General features: G+C 72.0%; 15 protein-coding genes and 3 pseudogenes. 10 read left to right on the top strand and 8 right to left on the bottom strand.

Annotated elements, in window-relative coordinates:
• Window positions 1–75: 75 nt before the first annotated feature.
• Window positions 76–1,008, top strand: a complete 933-nt coding sequence (locus tag ACOBQB_RS02955; RefSeq protein ID WP_423588529.1) for a hypothetical protein — start codon at window positions 76–78, stop codon at window positions 1,006–1,008.
• A complete protein-coding gene (locus tag ACOBQB_RS02950) occupies window positions 1,008–1,958 on the top strand; it encodes a Ku protein (protein ID WP_423588528.1) in 951 nt (316 codons plus the stop codon). The genes ACOBQB_RS02955 and ACOBQB_RS02950 overlap by 1 nt, the downstream gene beginning before the upstream one ends.
• 73 nt (window positions 1,959–2,031) lie before the next feature.
• Here the strand turns inward: ACOBQB_RS02950 and ACOBQB_RS02945 are convergent, their stop codons facing one another.
• The 5 genes and pseudogenes from ACOBQB_RS02945 to ACOBQB_RS02925 all read right to left on the bottom strand — a co-directional run bounded on the left by ACOBQB_RS02945 (window position 2,032) and on the right by ACOBQB_RS02925 (window position 6,243).
• Window positions 2,032–2,358 carry a plasmid stabilization protein gene (locus ACOBQB_RS02945; RefSeq protein WP_423588527.1) on the bottom strand — a complete coding sequence of 109 codons (327 nt, stop codon included), beginning with the start codon at window positions 2,356–2,358 and terminating at the stop codon, window positions 2,032–2,034.
• A 107-nt stretch (window positions 2,359–2,465) separates the two neighbouring features.
• Window positions 2,466–3,494, bottom strand: a complete 1,029-nt coding sequence (locus tag ACOBQB_RS02940; protein WP_423588525.1) for an SDR family NAD(P)-dependent oxidoreductase — start codon at window positions 3,492–3,494, stop codon at window positions 2,466–2,468.
• Window positions 3,495–3,580: 86 nt separating this feature from the next.
• Window positions 3,581–4,765 carry an alcohol dehydrogenase catalytic domain-containing protein gene (locus tag ACOBQB_RS02935; RefSeq protein ID WP_423588523.1) on the bottom strand — a complete coding sequence of 395 codons (1,185 nt, stop codon included), beginning with the start codon at window positions 4,763–4,765 and terminating at the stop codon, window positions 3,581–3,583.
• A gap of 160 nt (window positions 4,766–4,925) precedes the next feature.
• Window positions 4,926–5,470 (bottom strand): annotated as a pseudogene (locus tag ACOBQB_RS02930) (hypothetical protein); the annotation flags it as partial.
• A 185-nt stretch (window positions 5,471–5,655) separates the two neighbouring features.
• Entirely contained in the window at window positions 5,656–6,243 is a 588-nt protein-coding gene (locus ACOBQB_RS02925; RefSeq protein WP_423588521.1) for a GntR family transcriptional regulator, read from the bottom strand.
• A gap of 212 nt (window positions 6,244–6,455) precedes the next feature.
• On the opposite strand from ACOBQB_RS02925, the gene ACOBQB_RS02920 reads away from it, so the two are divergent.
• The 3 genes and pseudogenes from ACOBQB_RS02920 (at window position 6,456) to ACOBQB_RS02910 (ending at window position 11,477) form a co-directional block, all read left to right on the top strand.
• Window positions 6,456–7,703: a sarcosine oxidase subunit beta family protein gene (locus tag ACOBQB_RS02920; protein WP_423588519.1), complete on the top strand. Its 1,248-nt coding sequence runs from the start codon at window positions 6,456–6,458 to the stop codon at window positions 7,701–7,703.
• Between the two features lie 27 nt (window positions 7,704–7,730).
• Window positions 7,731–10,876: pseudogene (locus ACOBQB_RS02915) on the top strand (sarcosine oxidase subunit delta family protein).
• A complete protein-coding gene (locus ACOBQB_RS02910; RefSeq protein WP_423588517.1) occupies window positions 10,866–11,477 on the top strand; it encodes a sarcosine oxidase subunit gamma in 612 nt (203 codons plus the stop codon). The pseudogene ACOBQB_RS02915 and the gene ACOBQB_RS02910 overlap by 11 nt, the downstream one beginning before the upstream one ends.
• Before the next feature lie 100 nt (window positions 11,478–11,577).
• Here ACOBQB_RS02910 and ACOBQB_RS02905 read toward each other — a convergent pair whose 3' ends face one another.
• The 3 genes and pseudogenes from ACOBQB_RS02905 to ACOBQB_RS02895 form a co-directional block, all read right to left on the bottom strand.
• The gene (locus ACOBQB_RS02905) at window positions 11,578–12,969 is read right to left on the bottom strand and encodes an MFS transporter (RefSeq protein ID WP_423588515.1); all 1,392 of its coding nucleotides are present in this window, start codon (window positions 12,967–12,969) and stop codon (window positions 11,578–11,580) included.
• A gap of 74 nt (window positions 12,970–13,043) precedes the next feature.
• Window positions 13,044–13,856: a 3-hydroxybutyrate dehydrogenase gene (locus ACOBQB_RS02900; protein WP_423588514.1), complete on the bottom strand. Its 813-nt coding sequence runs from the start codon at window positions 13,854–13,856 to the stop codon at window positions 13,044–13,046.
• A gap of 205 nt (window positions 13,857–14,061) precedes the next feature.
• Window positions 14,062–14,970: pseudogene (locus ACOBQB_RS02895) on the bottom strand (3-hydroxybutyrate oligomer hydrolase family protein); the annotation flags it as partial.
• Between the two features lie 7 nt (window positions 14,971–14,977).
• Between ACOBQB_RS02895 and ACOBQB_RS02890 the strand changes: the two are divergent.
• The 5 genes from ACOBQB_RS02890 (at window position 14,978) to ACOBQB_RS02870 (ending at window position 18,544) form a co-directional block, all read left to right on the top strand.
• Complete coding sequence (locus ACOBQB_RS02890) at window positions 14,978–15,166, top strand: amidohydrolase family protein (RefSeq protein WP_423588512.1); 189 nt, start codon at window positions 14,978–14,980, stop codon at window positions 15,164–15,166.
• A gap of 338 nt (window positions 15,167–15,504) precedes the next feature.
• Window positions 15,505–15,921 carry an aspartate 1-decarboxylase gene (gene panD, locus ACOBQB_RS02885; protein ID WP_423588511.1) on the top strand — a complete coding sequence of 139 codons (417 nt, stop codon included), beginning with the start codon at window positions 15,505–15,507 and terminating at the stop codon, window positions 15,919–15,921.
• 66 nt (window positions 15,922–15,987) lie between these two features.
• On the top strand, window positions 15,988–16,365 hold the full coding sequence (locus tag ACOBQB_RS02880; protein ID WP_423588510.1) for a GNAT family N-acetyltransferase: 378 nt from the start codon (window positions 15,988–15,990) through the stop codon (window positions 16,363–16,365).
• Window positions 16,359–17,051 (top strand): aspartate/glutamate racemase family protein, encoded by a 693-nt coding sequence (locus ACOBQB_RS02875; protein ID WP_423588508.1) that lies wholly within the window; start codon window positions 16,359–16,361, stop codon window positions 17,049–17,051. The genes ACOBQB_RS02880 and ACOBQB_RS02875 overlap by 7 nt, the downstream gene beginning before the upstream one ends.
• Window positions 17,052–17,569: 518 nt before the next feature.
• The gene (locus ACOBQB_RS02870; protein ID WP_423588507.1) at window positions 17,570–18,544 is read left to right on the top strand and encodes an acetylxylan esterase; all 975 of its coding nucleotides are present in this window, start codon (window positions 17,570–17,572) and stop codon (window positions 18,542–18,544) included.
• Window positions 18,545–18,599 lie beyond the last annotated feature (55 nt).

The raw sequence follows: 18,599 nt of genomic DNA, 5'->3' as shown, positions 1-18,599 counted from the left end.
AACAATCACCACATAAATAGCTCAGCATGACAAAAGAGCTCAGGATGACGAAAGCGATGGGAGGAGAAGGCGGCCGTGGACCTGGAGACCGTCGCCGACGAGCTGTACGGGCTGCGGCCGGACGAGTTCACCGCCGCCCGCGACCAGCGCGCGGCACAGGCCCGCGAGGACGGTGACAGCCCGCTGGCCGAGCGGATCAAGGCCCTGCGCCGCCCCGGCCTCGCCGCCTGGGCCTGCAATCTCCTCGTACGCGAGCAGCCCGACGAAGTGGAACCGCTCGTCCAACTGGGTGAAGGGCTCCGCCAGGCACATCGCGGCCTGGACGGGGAGCGGCTGCGCGAGCTGTCCCGTCAGCGGCACGCCCTGATCCACGCCCTGGCGAGCCAGGCCGCACGGCTCGCCGAGGAGGCCGGTCACCCGATCGGCGAAGGCGCCCGGCGCGAGATCGAACAGACCCTGCACGCGGTCCTCGCCGACGAGCGGGCCGCCCGGGCCTGGGCCTCGGGACGCCTCACCAAGGCGCTCAGCGAGACCACCGGATTCGACGTCGTCGCGGTCGCCGCCGACGCCGCCCCACCGCGCCGGGCCACCACCCCACGGACCCCGGCGAAGCCTCCGCGCGGCGACCGCGACACGCGGGCTGACGAGCGGGCCGAGGAGCGGCGGCGGCAGAAGCTCGCCGAGGCCCGCCGGGACGCGGAGGAGGCCGGGCGCCGGCTCCGGGACCGCGAGAAGGAGGCCGCGGCGGCCGACCGCGACGCGGAGCAGGCCGGAAAGCTCACGGGAGAGCTGGAGCGGCGCCTCGAAGAACTCGCCCAGGAGCGCGAGAGAACCGAGGAGCGGCACCGCGGCGCCCGCGCGGAGGAGCGCGAGGCGCACGACCGGGCGCGGGCGGCCCAGCGCGCGGTGCGCGAGGCCTCCGGCCGCGCCGAGACCGCAGCCGCCCTCGTCGAGCGGCTGACCGGCGAGAGACGTGACCACCGGGGGACCGAAGGAGGCGATGGGTGATGGCGAGATCGATCTGGAGCGGCGTACTGACCTTCGGGCTGGTCACGGTCCCCGTCGGCCTGTTCACGGCCACGGAGGACCACACCGTCCACTTCCACCAGCTCGAACGCGGCACCGGCGACCGCATCCGCTACAAGCGGATCAACGAACGCACCGGCGAAGAGGTCGACAGCCGCGACATCGTCAAGGGATACGACCTCGGGGACGGCGAGTACGTCGTCATCGAACCGGAAGAGCTGGACGACATCGCCCCGGGCAAGTCGAAGGTGGTCGACATGACCGGCTTCGTCGACCTCGACCGGATCGAGCCCGTCTACTTCGACCGGACCTATTACGTCGCGCCGCGCGGCAAGGAGTACCTCAAGGTGTACGAACTGCTGCGCGCCGCCCTGGAGGAAGCGAACAAGGCGGGCATCGCCACCATCACGATGCGGGGCAAGCAGTACCTGACCGCGCTGCGCGCCCAGGAGAACGCCCTGGTCATGCACACCATGCGCTGGGCCGACGAGGTGCGGGACCCGCGCGAGGAGGTCGAGGCCCTGCCCGGCCGGCGCCAGAAGGTCACGTCCCGGGAGCTCAAGACCGCGCGGCAGCTGATCGACGCGCTCACCGTCGACTGGCATCCGGAGGACTACCACGACACCTTCGAGGAGCGCGTCAAGGAACTCGTCGAGGCCAAGCGCGAAGGCAAGGAGATCGTCGGCGAGGCGGGCCCGCCGGAGGCCACCAACGTCATCGACCTGATGTCGGCGCTGAAGCAGAGCGTCGAACGCAATCGCGCGAAGGGCGGTACCGGGCAGCCCCAGGAGCGGGAGCAGCGGGAGGACGTCTCCGGGCTCACCAAGAGCGAGCTGTACCGGCGCGCGACCGAGGCGAAGATCCCGGGCCGCTCGAAGATGACCCGCGAGCAGCTGATCAAGGCCCTCGGCGAGGGGCGGGCCGCGGCCTGAACGCGGCGGCGGGTGTCCACGGCGGTCGACACCCGCCGTGGACACCCGTGAACACCTGCGGCCGGCCCTTCGCTCAGCGGCCGAGCGCCTTCTTCAGCTCCTGCTTGTTCATCGAGGAACGGCCGTCGATGTTCTTCTTCTTGGCCTCCTCGTAGAGCTGGTCCTTCGTGGGGCCCTGCGAGCCGCTGTGCGAGCGCTCCCCGCCCCGCTGCGACGCGGACTTCGGGTCCTTCAGCGATGTCTTGCTCGCGGTCTTGGACTCTCCGGAGCGGGCCCGCTCCTTGTTGACCGTGCGGGCCGCCATCTCCTTGGCCCGGCCCTTGGAGGCTCCGCGTTCCTCGGCGCTCTCCTTGATGTGCTCGTACTGGCGTTCACGCTTGTTGCTGGATCCAGCCGGCATGGTGACCTCGCTCTCTCATGGCCACGGGAGTCAGTCGCGGACTCCGCGTGGCCTCCTTTCGGGCATGTCGCCCAGCTTTTCCGGCCCCCCTGCGACGAGTGCCGGGCTCACCTGTTCCGGGTGTCCCGGCCCCGTTCGTTGTATGCGTCGGCGGCACGTTCGTTCAGCGCGCTCCCGGCCCGCTGGACGGTTCGCGTCACCGTTCCCTGCGGCGGGTCGATGTCCTTGCCCTCGCGCATGCCGCGGGAGCGGACCGGCGCGCGGGGCAGCAGGCGTGCCGCGATGCCGCTCAGCCGGGTGGTGGTCGCGGGGGCGATCCCGTGCGCCAGATCGGCGGCGCGCGCCGCGGGCGTGAGGACCAGGCGGGCCCGGCGCCGGACGGTGGCGCGCACGATCCGCTCCGCGGCGTGCCGCGCGCTCATCGACACCAGCGGGGTGCTCGCCACCGTGGAGAACCACCCGTACTCCTGCCGCTGCGCGCCGCCGAACATGGCGTGCAGATGGGATCCCGTACGCATCAGACCGGGGTACACGGCCGTCACGCTCACCTCGGTCCCCGAGGTCTCGGCCCGCAGCCCCTCGGCCAGGGTGCCGACCGCGGACTTGGCGCACGCGTACGGCAGCAGATGCGGGACGCCGAGGAGGCCGCCCACGGAGGAGATGAGCGTGAGACGCCCGCCGCTCGCGCTCTCCCTGAGGTAGGGGAGGGCTTCGAGCGAGGTGTGCAGGGCCGCGTGGAAGATCGACCTCATCGCGTCGTCGAAGTCCGCCGCGGCCAGGGACTCCAGCGGGGCCACTTGGATGATGCCGGCGTTCGCGATGACGAGGTCGACGCCGCCGCAGGCCTCCTGGGTGGCGGCGAAGAGGTCCCGTACGTCCGCCTGTTCGCGCAGGTCGCAGAGTGCCGTACGGACCGTCGCCTGCGGCTGCCGCTGGAGGAGCTTGGCGCGCGCCCGGTCGAGTTCCGCGCCGTCGCGCGCGGCGAGCGTGACGGCGCAGCCCCGGGCGGCCAGCCGGTCGGCCAGGAGGAGCCCCAGCCCCCGGGAGCCGCCGGCCACGACGGCCGACTGGCCGTGCAGGTCGTCGACGCCCCGGCCGTCGGCGCCCCGGCCGGGGAAAGGTGATGCCTGGCCCACTGCGGCCTCCTAGGATCGCTCGGTTCGTGCAAGCCGGTCATCGGTTCGTGCAGGCCGGCCATCGGTTCGTGCAGACGTGCGGCCCGTCACGGCTGGAGGAGCGTCTTGATCATGTTGTCCTCCTTCGCCTGGAACGTCGCGTACGCCTTCGGGCCCTCCTCCAGGGGGAGGCGGTGGGTGGCGAAGTCGTCGACGCCGAGGGGGTCGTCGTCGGTCAGCAGCGGGAGGATGTCGTCGACCCAGCGCTTGACGTTGGCCTGGCCCATGCGCAGCTGTAGCTGCTTGTCGAACATCGTCAGGAGCGGCATCGGGTCGGCCGCCCCGCCGTACACGCCGGAGAGGGAGATCGTGCCGCCCCGGCGCACGATGTCGATCGCCGCGTACAGGGCGCCGAGACGGTCCACGCCGACCTTCTCCATGACCTTCGCGCCGACGGCGTCGGGCAGCATGCCCACGCCCCACTGCGCGGCCTTGACCAGCGGCGCGCCATGGGCCTCCATGCCGACGGCATCGATGACGGCGTCCGTGCCGCGCCCCTTCGTCAGGTCGCGCACCGCCTCGCCGATGTCCTTGCCGTGGCGGCGCAGATCCAGGGCCTTGACGCCGTCCCGCGCCGCCCGGCTCAGCCGCTCGGGAACCAGGTCGACGCCCACCACCAGGCTCGCCCCGCGGTGCAGGGCGATACGGGCGGCCATCGCGCCGATCGGCCCCAGACCGAGCACGGTCACGGTGCCGCCGGGCGGGATCGCGGCGTACTCCACGGCCTGCCAGGCGGTGGGCAGGACGTCGGACAGGTAGACGAACCGGTCGTCGGGCGGACCCTCGGGGACCTTGATCGGAAGGGTGTTGCCGAACGGCACGCGCAGCAGCTCCGCCTGGCCGCCGGGCACCTGCCCGTACAGCTTGGTGTAGCCGAAGAGCGAGCCGCCCGTGCCCTGCTCGCGGTTCTGCGTCGTCTCGCACTGGGAGTGCAGCCCGGCGTCGCACATGAAGCAGTCGCCGCACGACACGTTGAACGGCACGACGACCCGGTCGCCCACGGCCAGCTCCGTCACCCCCGGACCGATCTCCTCGACGATGCCCATGGGCTCGTGGCCGAGGATGTCACCGGCGTCCAGATAGGGGCCCATCACCTCGTACAGGTGCAGGTCAGATCCGCAGATACCGGTGGAGGTGACGCGGATGACGATGTCGGTCGGTTCCTTCAGCACGGGATCCGGTACGGTCTCGACCCGTACGTCGCGCCTGCCGTGCCACGTCAGTGCCCGCATGACTCTCTCCTCGCGCCGGCTGGTGATGCAGGTATGTGGACCAAGAGGTTCCGGTGCGCGGGTTCCCCGGGCCGGTGGCGTCATGCGAGAACGACTGCGGCGATACGACGCGCTTACCTCGTCGTCCAGCAAACCCACAGCCGCGCCCCCCTGCCAACAGCAGGGGGGCGTTCGGGTGCCGTGAGCTCAGCGCCGTCCTCGTTGCTCGGCGGGAGACCGCCGTGCCGAGGCGGATGAGTGCGCGGGCGGGGCGCTCCGTGCAGAGGCCCTCCACCGCGCCGGCGAGACGGACACACCCGGCCCACTCGCCGGTGCAGGCGTTGATCCGCCCGTGTTCGTAGGCCAGGGCCATAGTGAGGGAGCGGCCCTGGGCCTGGAAGCCGGCGGCGCGGGCCTCGTCGGCGATCCGGGCGGCGTCGGCGAGGAAGGCGCGGGCGTCGGCCAGGCCGTCGGGGCCCTGCCGCTGGGCCTGGAGGCGGGCGAGTTCGCGCAGGCAGTTGCTGAGCCTCTCGTGGCGCGGGCCTCGCGCGTGCGCGGCGAGCGCCCGTTCGCGACCTCGCGGGCGCGGCCGAACTCGCCGGACTCGCCGAGGAGTACGGCCGTCTCCCCGGCGATCATGGCGTGGCTGCCAGGGGCGTCGTCCCAGTCGGCCGACTCGGCCGCGAGGGCGACGAACTCGGCCGTGGCGGCATTGAGGTCCCGGCCGCCGCCATGGCCTCGGCCGCTTTCTCATCGCTCGGTTCATCCACGACGGTCATGCTCGCTCCAGCGCCTCCTTGACCGGCCATGTCCACGCTCGGCCCGCCAGCGACATCATCCACACGGACCTGCCCGCGTCTTACTGGTACCGAGGATTTCGACACCTTGCAGTCGCACGACCACGCATGACGTCAGATGACGCTGCGGATCGCCGCCTCGAACCCCTCCACGTGGCTCGCCGCGAGAGCCCTGGCCTTCTCCGCGTCGCGATCGATGACGGCGCGCAGCAGCGGTCCGTGCTCGTGCACGTGCCCCGCCAGCCCCGGCAGCCGGTCGAGGAAGAGGCACCAGATCCGCGTCGCCAGGTTGTCGTATCTGATCAACGTGTCCTGGAGGTACGGATTGCGGGTCGCGGCATAGATCGCCCGGTGCAGGGTCATGTCCAGCCGGATCAGGTCACCCCCGCCCCCGCCCTCACCGTCGGACGACTTCGCGAGTCGCTCCAGCAACCGGTTGAGCCCGGCGCGGTCACCCTCACCGGCCCGCTCGGCGGCCAGCGCCGCGGCGAGGGGCTCCAGTTGGAGACGTACTTCCGAGAGGTGACGGAGATCGGCGATCTGCACCTCGGTGGCGAACGTTCCCCGCCGGGGGTAGGAGACGACGAGGCGTTCGTGCTCCAGCCTCTTGAGCGCCTCGCGGACCGGCGTGCGCCCGAAGCCGAGCTCTGCGGCGATGCGGTCGTCGTTGAGGGGCTCTCCAGGGCGGATCTGAAGGGTCACGAGACGGTCCGCGACAGAGCGGTAGGCCTGGTCGGCCAGCGTTCCACCTCCCTGACCGGCTGAGTCCTTACCGGCAGAGTCCCGGCCGGCAGAGGCCGAAGAAGTCACCGCACTTCCCTCCCTTGACGCGGCCCGATCCGCCCTCCTAGCGTATCGCGACAGAACATTGATATATCAGTCGTCTATCAGACTCCGGTCCGGAGGACGCAGGTATGCACCCGTACGACAACGCTCCCGCCACGTCCGGCGACGTCCTGCCCGACCATCCCGACTTCCTGTGGCGCGACCCCGACCCCAAGCCGTCCTACGACGTCGTCATCGTCGGCGGCGGCGGGCACGGCCTGGCCACCGCCTACTACCTGGCCAAGAACCACGGCATCACCGACATCGCGGTCCTGGAGAAGGGCTGGCTCGCGGGCGGCAACATGGCCCGCAACACCACCATCATCCGCTCCAACTACCTGTGGGACGAGAGCTCAGGCATCTACGAGCACGCGCTGAAACTGTGGGAGACCCTCGAAGAGGACCTCGGCCACCCCGTCCTCTTCAGCCAACGCGGCGTCCTCAACCTCGCCCACGGCCCGCAGGACATCCGCGACAGCAAGCGCCGCGTCCACGCCAACCAGCTCAACGGCATCGACGCCGAGTGGCTGGAGCCCGCCGAGGTCGCCGAGGTCTGCCCCATCGTCAACACCTCGCCCGACGTGCGCCATCCGGTGCTCGGCGCCACCTACCAGCCCCGCGCGGGCATCGCCAAGCACGACTACGTGGCCTGGGGGTTCGCCCGCAGGGCCGACGCGTACGGAATCGACCTGATCCAGGACTGCGAGGTCACCGGACTCGACATCCGGGGCGGGCGCGTGACCGGGGTGCGCACCACCCGCGGCCGTATCGCCGCCGGAAAGGTCGCCCTCGCCGCCGCGGGACACTCCTCCGTACTCGCCGCCATGGCGGGCCTGCGACTGCCCCTGCGGAGCCACCCGCTGCAGGCGCTGGTCTCGGAACTCCTCGAACCGGCGCACCCGACCGTGGTGATGTCGAACGCCGTACACGTATACGTCTCCCAGGCCCACAAGGGCGAGCTCGTCATGGGCGCGGGCATCGACAGCTACAACGGCTACGGGCAGCGCGGCGCCTTCCACATCCTCGAACGCCAGATGGCCGCGGCGCTGGAGCTCTTCCCCGTCTTCGCCCGCGCCCACATGCTGCGCACCTGGGCCGGCATCGTCGACGTCACCCCGGACGCCTCGCCCATCGTCGGACTCACCCCCGTCGAGAACCTCTACCTCAACTGCGGCTGGGGAACGGGCGGTTTCAAGGCCACGCCGGGCGTCGGCTGGTGTTACGCGCACACCATCGCCACCGGCGAACCCCACCCCTACAACGCGCCCTTCACCCTCGACCGCTTCACCACCGGCGCCCTGGTCGACGAGCACGGCGCCGCCGCCGTCGCCCACTGAACGCCCGTCCCGGCCAAGGAGACACCCATGCAGCTCATAGCCTGCCCCTGGTGCGGCGAGCGCGAGGAGACCGAATTCCACTACGGCGGGCAGGCCCACGTCGCCTACCCCGACGACCCGCACGCACTCGACGACGAGCAGTGGGCCCAGTACGTCTTCTTCCGCGACAACCCCAAGGGGCCGTTCGCCGAGCGCTGGGTGCACGCGGCCGGCTGCCGACGCTGGTTCAACGCCGTACGCGACACCGCCACCCACGAGTTCCTCGCGGTGTACGACATCCGCGACCGGCGACCTCGCACGGAGACCAGCTGATGAACACCCCGTTCCGCGCCCACGGCCACGGTCACATCGACCGCACCACCACGCTCTCCTTCGTCTTCGACGGCACCGCCTACACCGGGCACCCCGGCGACACCCTCGCCTCCGCCCTGCTCGCCAACGGCGTGCACCACGTGGCCAGCAGCATCAAGTACGGACGGCCACGCGGTGTGCTGGCCGCCGGAACCGAAGAGCCCAACGCGCTCGTGCAGATCGAGGCCCCCTTCCCCGAGCCCATGCTCACGGCCACCACCGTGGAGCTGTACGACGGCCTGGTCGCCCGGGGCCTGTCCGGCCGGGGCCGCCTCAGCGGCCGCCCCGACCCGGCCCGGTACGACACCCTGCACGCCCACTGCGACGTCCTGGTCGTCGGCGCCGGCCCGGCCGGACTCACCGCCACGCTGACTGCCGCCCGGTCCGGTGCCCGCGTCATCCTCGTCGACGAACTCCCGCGGCCCGGGGGGACGTTGCTCGGCACTCAGGAACTGCTCGACGGCAGGCCCGCGACCGAGTGGGCCGACGAGGTCGTCGCGGAACTCGACGCCCGCGCCGACGTACAGGTCCTTCCACGCACCACAGCGTTCGGCCACTACGACGACGGACTCGTCCTGGCGCTGGAGAAGCGCACCGACCACCTCGGCGCGGCGGCGCCCGCCCACGTCTCGCGGCAGCGGATCTGGCGCATCCGCGCCCGCCAGGTCGTGTACGCCACCGGCGCCCACGAACGTCCGGTCGCCTTCGACGACAACGACCGCCCCGGCATCATGCTGGCCGGCTCGGCGCGCACCTACCTCAACCGCTTCGGCGTACTGCCCGGACAGCGGGCCGTCGTCTTCACCACGAACGACAGCGCCTACCCGGCGGCGCTCGAACTCGCCGACGCGGGCGTGCGGATCGCCGCGTTGATCGACGCCCGCGAGGACGTACCGACGCACTGGCGCACCGCGTGCGACGAACGGGACATCAAGATACGCGCGGGGCACGTCGTCACCGGAACCAGCGGCATCGAGCGCGTCTCCCGCGCCCACGTCGCGCCCTTCGGCCAGGGCCGTCCCGGCGAGCGGCGGGGCATCGACTGCGACCTGCTGCTGGTCTCCGGCGGCTGGAACCCCGTGGTGTCCCTGTTCAGCCAGGCCCGCGGCCCCCTGCGCTACCACGCCGGGAACGGAGCCTTCGTACCCGGGCAAGCGCTGGACAGCGTCCGTACGGCGGGGTCGGCGAGCGGCACTTTCACCCTGGCCGGCTGTCTCGCCGACGGCGCCGACGCCGCCGGGCAGGCCCTGGCGGCCCTCGGCAGGACCGGCCGGACGATCACTCTGCCGAGCCCCGGCCCGCTGCCGAAGGGGACGCCGGGCCGGGTGCTGTGGCAGGTCCCGAGCCCGCGGGACGAACGGGACGGTTCCCACCAGTTCGTCGACCTCCAGCGCGATGCCCTGGTTTCCGACGTGCTGCGGGCGATCGGGGCGGGCCTGCGCTCGGTGGAACACATCAAGCGCTACACCACGATCGGTACCGCCCACGACCAGGGCCGCACGTCGGGGGTGATGACGTCGGGCATCGCCGCCGGGGCGCTCGGGGTGGACGTCGCCGACCTCGGCACACCGGGCCCGCGTCCGCCCGCCGTGCCGGTGGCCTTCGCCGCCCTCGCGGGCCGCGACCGCGGTGAACTGTTCGACCCGGTACGCGCCACCGCGCTGCACCCCTGGCATGTCGAGCACGGCGCCCTGTTCGAGGACGTCGGCCAGTGGAAGCGCCCCTGGTACTACCCGCGGGCGGGCGAGACGATGGAGGAGGCGGTGCCGCGCGAGTGCCGGGCCGCCCGCACGGGCGTCGCCATGATGGACGGCTCCACCCTCGGCAAGATCAACGTTCAGGGCCCGGACGCCGGCGTACTCCTTGACCGGCTCTACACGAACATGATGAGCACCCTCAAGGTCGGCCGTATCCGGTACGGCGTGCTGTGCGGCGTCGACGGCATGGTGCTCGACGACGGCACCGTGATCCGCGTCGCCGAGCAGGAATTCGTCCTGACCACGACCACCGGCAACGCCGCCAAGGTCCTGGAGTGGATGGAGGAGTGGCTCCAGACGGAGTGGCCCCACCTGCGCGTCCACCTCACCTCCGTCACCGAGCACTGGGCGACCGTCCCCCTGGTCGGCCCCCGCTCCCGCGACGTGCTGGCCCTGGTCGCTCCCGGCCTGGACGTCGACAACGACGCCTTCCCGTTCATGGCCTGGCGCGACACAGAGGTCGCCGGCGTCCCGGCGCGCGTGTGCCGCATCAGCTTCTCCGGTGAACTCGCCTACGAGATCAACGTCCCCTCCTGGTACGGCATCACCGTATGGCAGGCCCTGTACGAGGCGGGCAGTCCCTTCGGCATCACCCCGTACGGCACCGAGACGATGCACGTGCTGCGCGCGGAGAAGGCGTACCCGATCATCGGGCAGGACACCGACGGCACCGTCACCCCGCAGGACCTCGGAATGTCATGGGCCGTGTCCAGGAAGAAGCCGGACTTCATCGGCAAGCGGTCCTTCTCCCGCGAGGAGAACCAGCGCGGCGACCGCAAGCAACTGGTGGGCCTGCTCCCGGCCGACGAGGGGGTCCTGCTGCCCGAAGGCGCCCAGATCATCGCCACCAGCCGTCTCCCGGAGCCGCCGGTCCCCATGCTCGGCCACGTCACCTCCAGCTACCGCAGCGACGCCTTGGGGCGGACGTTCGCACTGGCCCTGGTGCGTGCCGGAACCGAACGCATCGGCGAAACGCTCTACGTCCCGCTGGACGGCCGCACCGTCCCGGTGACCGTCACCGACCCCGTGCTCTTCGACAAGGAGGGAACCCGCCGTGACGGTTGACACGCCCGCCTCGCCCACCTCACCCGCTCGCTTCGGCCCGCTCGCCGCCTGGCAGCACCGCCTGACGCTCCTGCCCACCGGAATACGTGTGAGGGAACTGCCCTTCCTGACCCATCTCACCCTGCGGGCACAGCCCGGCAGCCCCGCGGCGCAGGCCGTCGAGGCGGTCCTGGACACCCCCCTGCCGGGCCCCGTGAGCGCCGAGCTGTCCGGCGACGTCACAGTGTTGTGGATGGGCCCGGACGAATGGCTGCTGGTCGCTCCCGACGGCGCGCGGCACGACCTCCTCGCCCGGCTGCGGTGGGCCGTCGGCGAGGAGTTCGCCACCGTCACCGACGTCTCGGCGCAGCGCACCACGCTGGCGCTGTCCGGGCCGCTGGTGCGCACGGTGCTGGCCCAGGGCTGCGCCATCGACCTGGACGCGCGGGTCACGCCCGTCGGCTCAAGCCTGAACACGCTGCTGGCGCAGGCCCCGGTCACGCTGGTGGTGCGGGGTGAAGCCGCCTGTCGTGTCTGGCTGCTGGTCCGCTCCTCGTTCGCGCCCTACCTGGCCGCCTGGCTCGTCGACGCCTGCACGGAGTACGGCGGAGGCGGCGGGTGACGGCGTGGCGCGCCCCCCAGGAGGGACCGCTCCACCGGCGGGAGCAGCCCGCTGGTCGCGTCGGCCGACGGGCGGGTGAACCGGACACGGGTACGTCGGCTCAAGCGGTGTCCGTGCCGACGGCCTCCGGCTCGGGCTGGCGCGGCCGGTCGGGGGATTCGGCGGCCAGGGTGGCGGTGAGGTCCCGGCCGCGGGTCTCCCTGGCGAGGGCGACGGTGACGGTGGTGACGAGCGCGGCCAGGCAGAGGTACAGGGCGACGGGGGTGGAGGAGTCGTACTCCTTGAGGAGTTCGACCGCGATGATCGGTGCCAGCGCGCCGGCGACGATCGAGGCGAGCTGGGAGCCCATCGACGCGCCGGAGTAGCGGACCTTGGTGTCGAACATCTCCGAGATGAAGGCGGCTTGCGGGCCGTACATCGCGCCGTGCAGCAGCAGGCCGACCGTCACCGCGAGGGTGATCACGGCGAACGACTTGGAGTCGAGCAGGGTGAAGAAGGCGAAGGCCCACAGCGCCATGCCGACCGAGCCGATCAAGGTGACCGGCCTGCGGCCGACGCGGTCGGAGAGCGCGCCCCACAGGGGGATGGTGACGAAGTGGACCGCCGAGGCGATCAGTACGGCGTTCAGCGCCGTGCTCTTGGGCAGTTCGAGGTGGTTGGTGACGTAGACGAGGAGGAAGGCGGTGAGGACGTAGTAGGAGATGTTCTCGCCGAACCGGGTGCCGATGGCGGTGAGCACCTCCCGCCAGCTGCGCCGGAACACCTCGATCACCGGGGCCTCCTCCTTGACACCGCGGGCGGCGTCGGCTTGGGCCTTGGCCTGGGCGGCGAGGAAGACGGGCGACTCGGAGACGGAGACGCGGATCCACAGGCCGAGCAGCACCAGGACACCGGAGAGCAGGAACGGGATGCGCCAGCCCCACGCCATGAACGCCTCCTCCGACTGGACGGCGGCGAGCAGCGCGAGGACACCGGTGGCCAGGAGGTTGCCGCCCGGGGCCCCGGCCTGCGGCCACGACGCCCAGAAGCCACGCTGCTTGTCGCCGCCGTGCTCGGAGACGATGAGCACCGCGCCGCCCCATTCGCCGCCCAGCGCGAAGCCTTGGACGAGACGCAGCACGGTCAGCAGGATCGGCGCGCCCACGCCGAGCGTTTCGTACGTGGGCAGCAGCCCCATGGCGAAGGTGGCACCGCCCATCAGGAGCAGGCTGATGACGAGCAGCTTCTTACGGCCGATCTTGTCGCCGAAGTGCCCGAAGACCACACCGCCCAGGGGCCTCGCGGCGAATCCGATCGCATACGTGATGAAGGCGATCAGGGTGCCCACGAGCGGGTCGGCGGTGGGGAAGAAGAGGGTGTTGAACACCAGGGCGGCGGCGGAGCCGTAGAGGAAGAAGTCGTACCACTCAATGGTGGTGCCGATGAGGCTCGCGCTGACGATGCGGGCGATCCCGGTGGAGCGGCCGGGAGCGGTGGCCGGTGCGTCGGACATGTGTCACCAGTTTCGTGTACGGGGAGGGACGGGGGGCGGAAGGGAACGGCGGAAAGGGAGCGAACGGCGGGGGCTCAGTTCGCCCCCCAGCCGCCGTCCAGAGGCAGGGAGGTGCCGGTGATGTAGCTGGTGTGCGGACCGCACAGCCACAGGGCGGCGGCGGCGACCTCCTCGGCTTCCAGGAGCCGCTTGACCGGGGCGCGGGAGAGCAGGACGTCGGAGAGGACGTCGCCGGCGCTGATGCCGTGGACCGCGGCCTGATCGTGGATCTGGCTCTCGACCAGAGGGGTGCGGACGTAGCCGGGGCTCACGCAGTTGCTGGTCACGCCGTGCGGGGCGCCCTCGACGGCCGTGACCTTGCTCAGGCCCTCCAGGGCGTGCTTGGCCGTGACATACGCGGATTTGTACGCGCTGGCCCGCAGTCCGTGGACGCTGGAGATGTTGACCACCCGGCCCCAGCCGCCGGCGTACATGTGCGGCAGCGCGCGGCGGATCAGCAGGAACGGGGCGGTGACCATCACCTGCTGCATGAGGGCGAAGCGCTCCGGCGGGAACTCGGGGAGCGGGGCGACGTGCTGGAGTCCGGCGTTGTTGACGAGGATGTCGACGTCCTCGGGCAGGGTGTCGATCACGGCGGGGTCGGCCAGGTCGGCGACATGTGCCTTCCCGCCGATGGCTTCGGCGACCGCCACGGCCTTCTCGGCGTCCAGGTCGACCACGTGGACCTCGGCGCCGGCCGCCGCGAGGGCGGCGGCGCACGCGAGGCCGATGCCGCTGCCGCCGCCGGTCACCAGTGCGGCGCGGCCCGCCAGGTCCACGCCGTGCGCGGCCGAGCGGGGCGAGGCGGCCGGCCTCGGCGTGTGCGGGGAGGTGAATTCGCTGGTCATGGCCGGAAACAGTAGGGACACCGCGCCGACTCTCCTATGGGGACGACCACCACAATGACCCGCTCGCGGGTGGCGGAGTCGCCCACGCCCGGCGGGCCGTGGCGCGTCAGCGCCCGAAGCGCCTGAAGCGTCCGAAGCCCCCGAAGCGCCTGAAGCGCCTGAAGCGCCTGAAGCGTCCGAAGCGTCCGAAGCACCCGAAGCGCCCGAGCGGACAGGTCGTCAGGAGCGTGGCCGCGTCGGCGGTGGGCGGACGCGGCACGGGGCGACTGGCCGGCGGCACGTGGGAGCGGGCCAGCCACCCCTCCAGGGCGATGAACGCCGAGCGGTGGCAGGGGACGAGCGGCCGCAGCCGGTCGGGGAAGGTGTCCACCAGGGAGTCGGTGTGGGTGCCGTCCTCGACGCGGTAGTAGCGGTGCAGCGCGCCGCGGCCCGCCCGGTGCACCATCCGGGCGTACACGTCGGAGTCCTGGCCGATGGGCAGCAGTACGTCCAGCGTGCCGTGGACAGTGATCAGGGGTTTGCCGATGCGGCCGGTCAGGGCGATCCGCTCCACGGCCCGGCGGACTTCGGGGGGCCGTGAGGCGTAGTCGTAATCCGCGTCGCAGGCCGTGCTTCCCGGGGCGCAGTACGGAGTGCCGGCTTCCCTCGGTCCGTCGACGCCGGGGTCCAGCTCCTCGCGGTGGATGCGCTGGGTGAGATCCCAGTACACCTTGTGGTGGTACGACCACAGGAACTCCGACCCGGCCAGATACCCGGCGGCGTGCATCGCCCTGCGCGCCCGTTCGACGCCGGGTCCGCCTGCCTCGTACGCGGGGTAGTGGCGCAGCGCGGGCGGCAGGAACGCGAGCGGGTTCGGCCCGTCCGCGTGCCACAAGGTGCCCTCCCAGTCCACCCCGCCGTCGTACAGCTCGGGATGGTTCTCCAACTGCCAGCGCACCAGGTAGCCGCCGTTGGACATGCCGGTCGCCAAGGTCCGGGCAGGCGGGCGGTGGTAGCGCTGGGCGACCACGGCGCGGGCCGCGCCGGTGAGCTGGGTCAGGCGTGTGTTCCACTCGGCGACGGCGTCGCCCGGCCGGTCACCGGCGCGGTGGAAGGCGGGCCCGGTGTTCCCCCTCCAGGCCATGACCGTCAACCCCGCCCACGCAGCGGGCGAAGAAGGCCAGGCCGGCCGCCTCGCCGTCGGCCAACGCGCCGACCTGACCGTCCTCGCCGAGAACCCGCTCACCACCCCCGCCACCGACCTGGCCGACCTCCCCGTCCTCCTCACCGTCCTCGACGGCCACCCGACCCACCACGACCCGAGCCTCTGACACGTCACACCGCCGCTGCCCCGCTCCGGCCTCCCCGTCTGGCCCACCGCACCACACAGCAGGTGCTGTGACCGACAGGGCGACCTTCGGCCCGGGCGCCCCCGACGGTCACCCGGATCGATGCCTTGAACGCCGCGGCCCTCTCTCGACCGGGCACCCGTCCGGGGCATCGGCCACGGATTCAATGACGGCGAGGGCTCCCGCATGTACTCATCGGGCAGGCCCGCCGGGTCAAACCTCGGGAATGCTGCCCGGGCATACGACTCGTTGTACGGTAGGCAAACCGCCCTTGACCTGCAAAATCGCAGGCAGGGAGCCTTAAGTCCAGGAGTGCCTCAATGCTGCGCACCATGTTCAAGTCCAAGATTCATCGCGCCACGGTGACCCAGGCCGACCTGCACTACGTGGGATCCGTCACCATCGACGCGGACCTGCTCGATGCCGCCGATCTGCTGCCCGGTGAGCTCGTTCACATCGTGGACGTCACCAATGGCGCCCGCCTGGAGACGTACACCATCGAGGGGCGGCGGGGGAGCGGTGTCATCGGGATCAACGGTGCGGCCGCGCACTTGGTCCACCCCGGCGATAAAGTGATCATTATCAGCTATGCCCAGGTCGAGGACGCCGAGGCGCGGGCGCTGCGGCCGCGGGTCGTGCACGTCGACGAGGCCAATCGGATGGTGGCCCTCGGGGATGATCCCGCCGAGGCCGTGCCGGGGGACCCGCAGACGTCGCGGAGTCCGCTGAGCGTCTGAGCGGGCTCGCGCCCCGCGCCGTTCCCGCCCCGCGTTCCCGGCCGGCGTCTACCGCGAGGAGAGTCGATGAGCGTGGAGATCCGTGACGATCGGGCCCGAGGAGTGCTCGAAGCGGTCGACGGGGGTGAGGTCGTCGGGCACATCGCGTACTTCACGCTGGACGTGCCCGGCACCGAGTCCGACGAAGTGCCCGGCGGTGCGGCGGAGACCGCGCTCGTGCCCGTGCACACGGAAGTGGCGTCCGCCCGCGAGGGCCAGGGCGTCGCGGGGAAGCTCACCGCGGAGCTGTACGCCATCGCCGGACGGGAGGGTGCCTCGGTCGCGCCGCTGTGCTCGTACGTCGTGAAGTGGGCCGAGCGTCACCCTGAGCAGGCCCCCGCGGCCTCCGGCGCGTTGATGCGGGCCGCGCTGGACAAGGTCCGCACGGACCCGTCGGCGTGGTGACGCTGGGGCTGCTGCATACGTCGTCCGCGCATGTGCCGGTCTTCGACGGCCTGCGGGACGCCCACCACCCGGGGCTCGCGCTGCGGCACCACGTCGCGGAATCCCTGTTGGAGCGGGCCGGGCGGGAGGGGCCGGAGGCAGTCGCTCCCGCGGTGCGCGACGCCCTGGTGAGGGCCCTGGGCGAGGGCGCGGAGGCCGTTCTGTGCACCTGCTCCAGCATCGGGGCGGTCGCCGAGGCACTCGGCGCGCAGGTGGGCGTTCCCGTCCTGCGGGTCGACAGGCCCATGGCGGCCGCGGCGGTCTCCGCCGGGTCGCGTGTCGTCGTCCTGGCCACCGTCGAGTCGACTCTGGAGCCGACCGTGGCGCTGGTCGAGGAGGAGGCGCGCGCGGCCGGGCGCGAGGTCGTGGTGCGGGCCGTCGTGGTCGACGGGGCGTGGGCGCGGTTCCGGGCCGGGGATGCGCAGGGATACGCGGAGGCCGTGGCGGAGGCGATCTCCGGTGTGCGGGACGCCGACGCGGTCGTGCTGGCGCAGGCCTCCATGGCGGCGGCGTCGGAGCTCGTCCCCGCCGGTTCGGTGCCGGTGTTCGCGAGCCCCCGGGTGGGGCTCGCGGCGGCTGCGGCCGTCGTTGCGGACGGAGGTGGTGAGGCGGCGTCGGTGGCGGAGCTGGGCGGTGTGGTCCGGTGACGGTGCCGCACCGTCGATGCTCTCGGCAAGGCCCCACCGGCCCCACCGGCCCCCCGGAGCCCTCGCACGCCTGACCCGTCGGCCGGGCGACCGGCGGGGAATGGTGTCAGGCTTGGGGCCGGGGGTGTCGGGTAGGCGGGGGAGAAGCCGACGTACCACTGGCTGGAGGAGCGCAATGACCCATCCGTTCCCTGATCCCGTACCGCCGGGGCCGCCGGCTCCGGGGCCGGACAGGCCCTTCCCGGAGCCGGACCCCGTGCCCCGGCCGGAGCCCCGGCCCGCACCGGAGCCCTCGCCGTCCCCGATCCCCACCCCGCCGGGACCCGACCCGGTGCCACCGGAACCTCAGCCGGGGCCGCTGCGCTGACGTACGCGCACGCCCACACCTGACGTAGGCGCACGCCCACAGGGGCGGGACCGGCGAGTCCCGCCCCCGCGGCACGCCGCCGGCACTGCCCGGCTCGGCCCGACTGGCATAGCGTGAGGCTCCCGCGCCGCGTGCCGAGGAGGAGCCGCCCGTGCCTCAGTTCGACCTGCGCCTCGACGAACTGCGCCGCTACCGCCCCGAGTTGCCCGAGCCCGAGGACTTCGACACCTTCTGGGAGAAGACGCTGCTGGAAGCCCGGCAGCACGACCTGGACGCGCGGTTCGAGGCGGTGGAGCTGCCGTTGGAGGGCGTGCGGGTCTTCGACGTCACGTACGCCGGGTTCGGCGGGCACCCCGTGAAGGGCTGGCTGGTTCTGCCCGCCGGCGCGAAGGGACCGCTGCCCGCCGTCGTCGAGTACATCGGGTACGGCGGCGGCCGCGGCCTGCCGCACATGCATCTGCTGTGGGCCACCGCCGGGTACGCGCACTTCGTCATGGACACCCGCGGGCAGGGCAGCGGAGGATGGGCTCAGGGCGACACCCCGGACCCCGTGGGCAGCGGGCCCGCGTACCCCGGATACATGACGCGCGGCATCGAGGACCCCCACGAGTACTACTACCGCCGGCTGTACGTCGACGCGGTCCGCGCCGTGGAGGCCGTCCGCGCCCACCCTCTCGTCAACCCCTCGCGGGTCGCCGCGCTCGGTGTCAGCCAGGGCGGCGGCCTCGCCCTCGCCGTCGGCGGTCTCGTGCCTGACCTGGCCGCCATCGCACCCGACCTGCCGTTCCTGTGCGACTTCCCGCGCGCCACGGCCCTCACCGACCGGCTGCCGTACAACGAGATCGGGCTGTATTTGAAGGCCCGGCGGGGTGGCCAGGAGCGTGTGTTTCAGACGCTTTCCTATTTCGACTGCGTGCACTTCGCCGGTCGCGGGCGGGCGCCCGGCCTCTTCTCCGTCGCTCTGGAGGACCAGACGTGCCCGCCCTCGACCGTGTTCGCCGCCTTCAACGCGTATGCGGGCAGCGAGCGTGCGATGGAGGTGTACTCCTTCAACGATCACGAGGGAGGCGGGCCCTACCAGCAAGGAGTCCAACTACGGTGGCTGGGCGCGTACTTGAAGGGGTGAATGCGTCAACGTCCCCTCCTGGAGCGGCCCTTGTCAGGGATTGGTTCGACCGGCT

The sequence above is a fragment of the Streptomyces sp. G5(2025) genome (assembly GCF_049542075.1).
Lineage (GTDB): Bacteria > Actinomycetota > Actinomycetes > Streptomycetales > Streptomycetaceae > Streptomyces.
The sequence above is the reverse complement of the archived record's forward strand: the minus strand, read 5'-3'. Positions and strand labels throughout refer to the sequence as shown.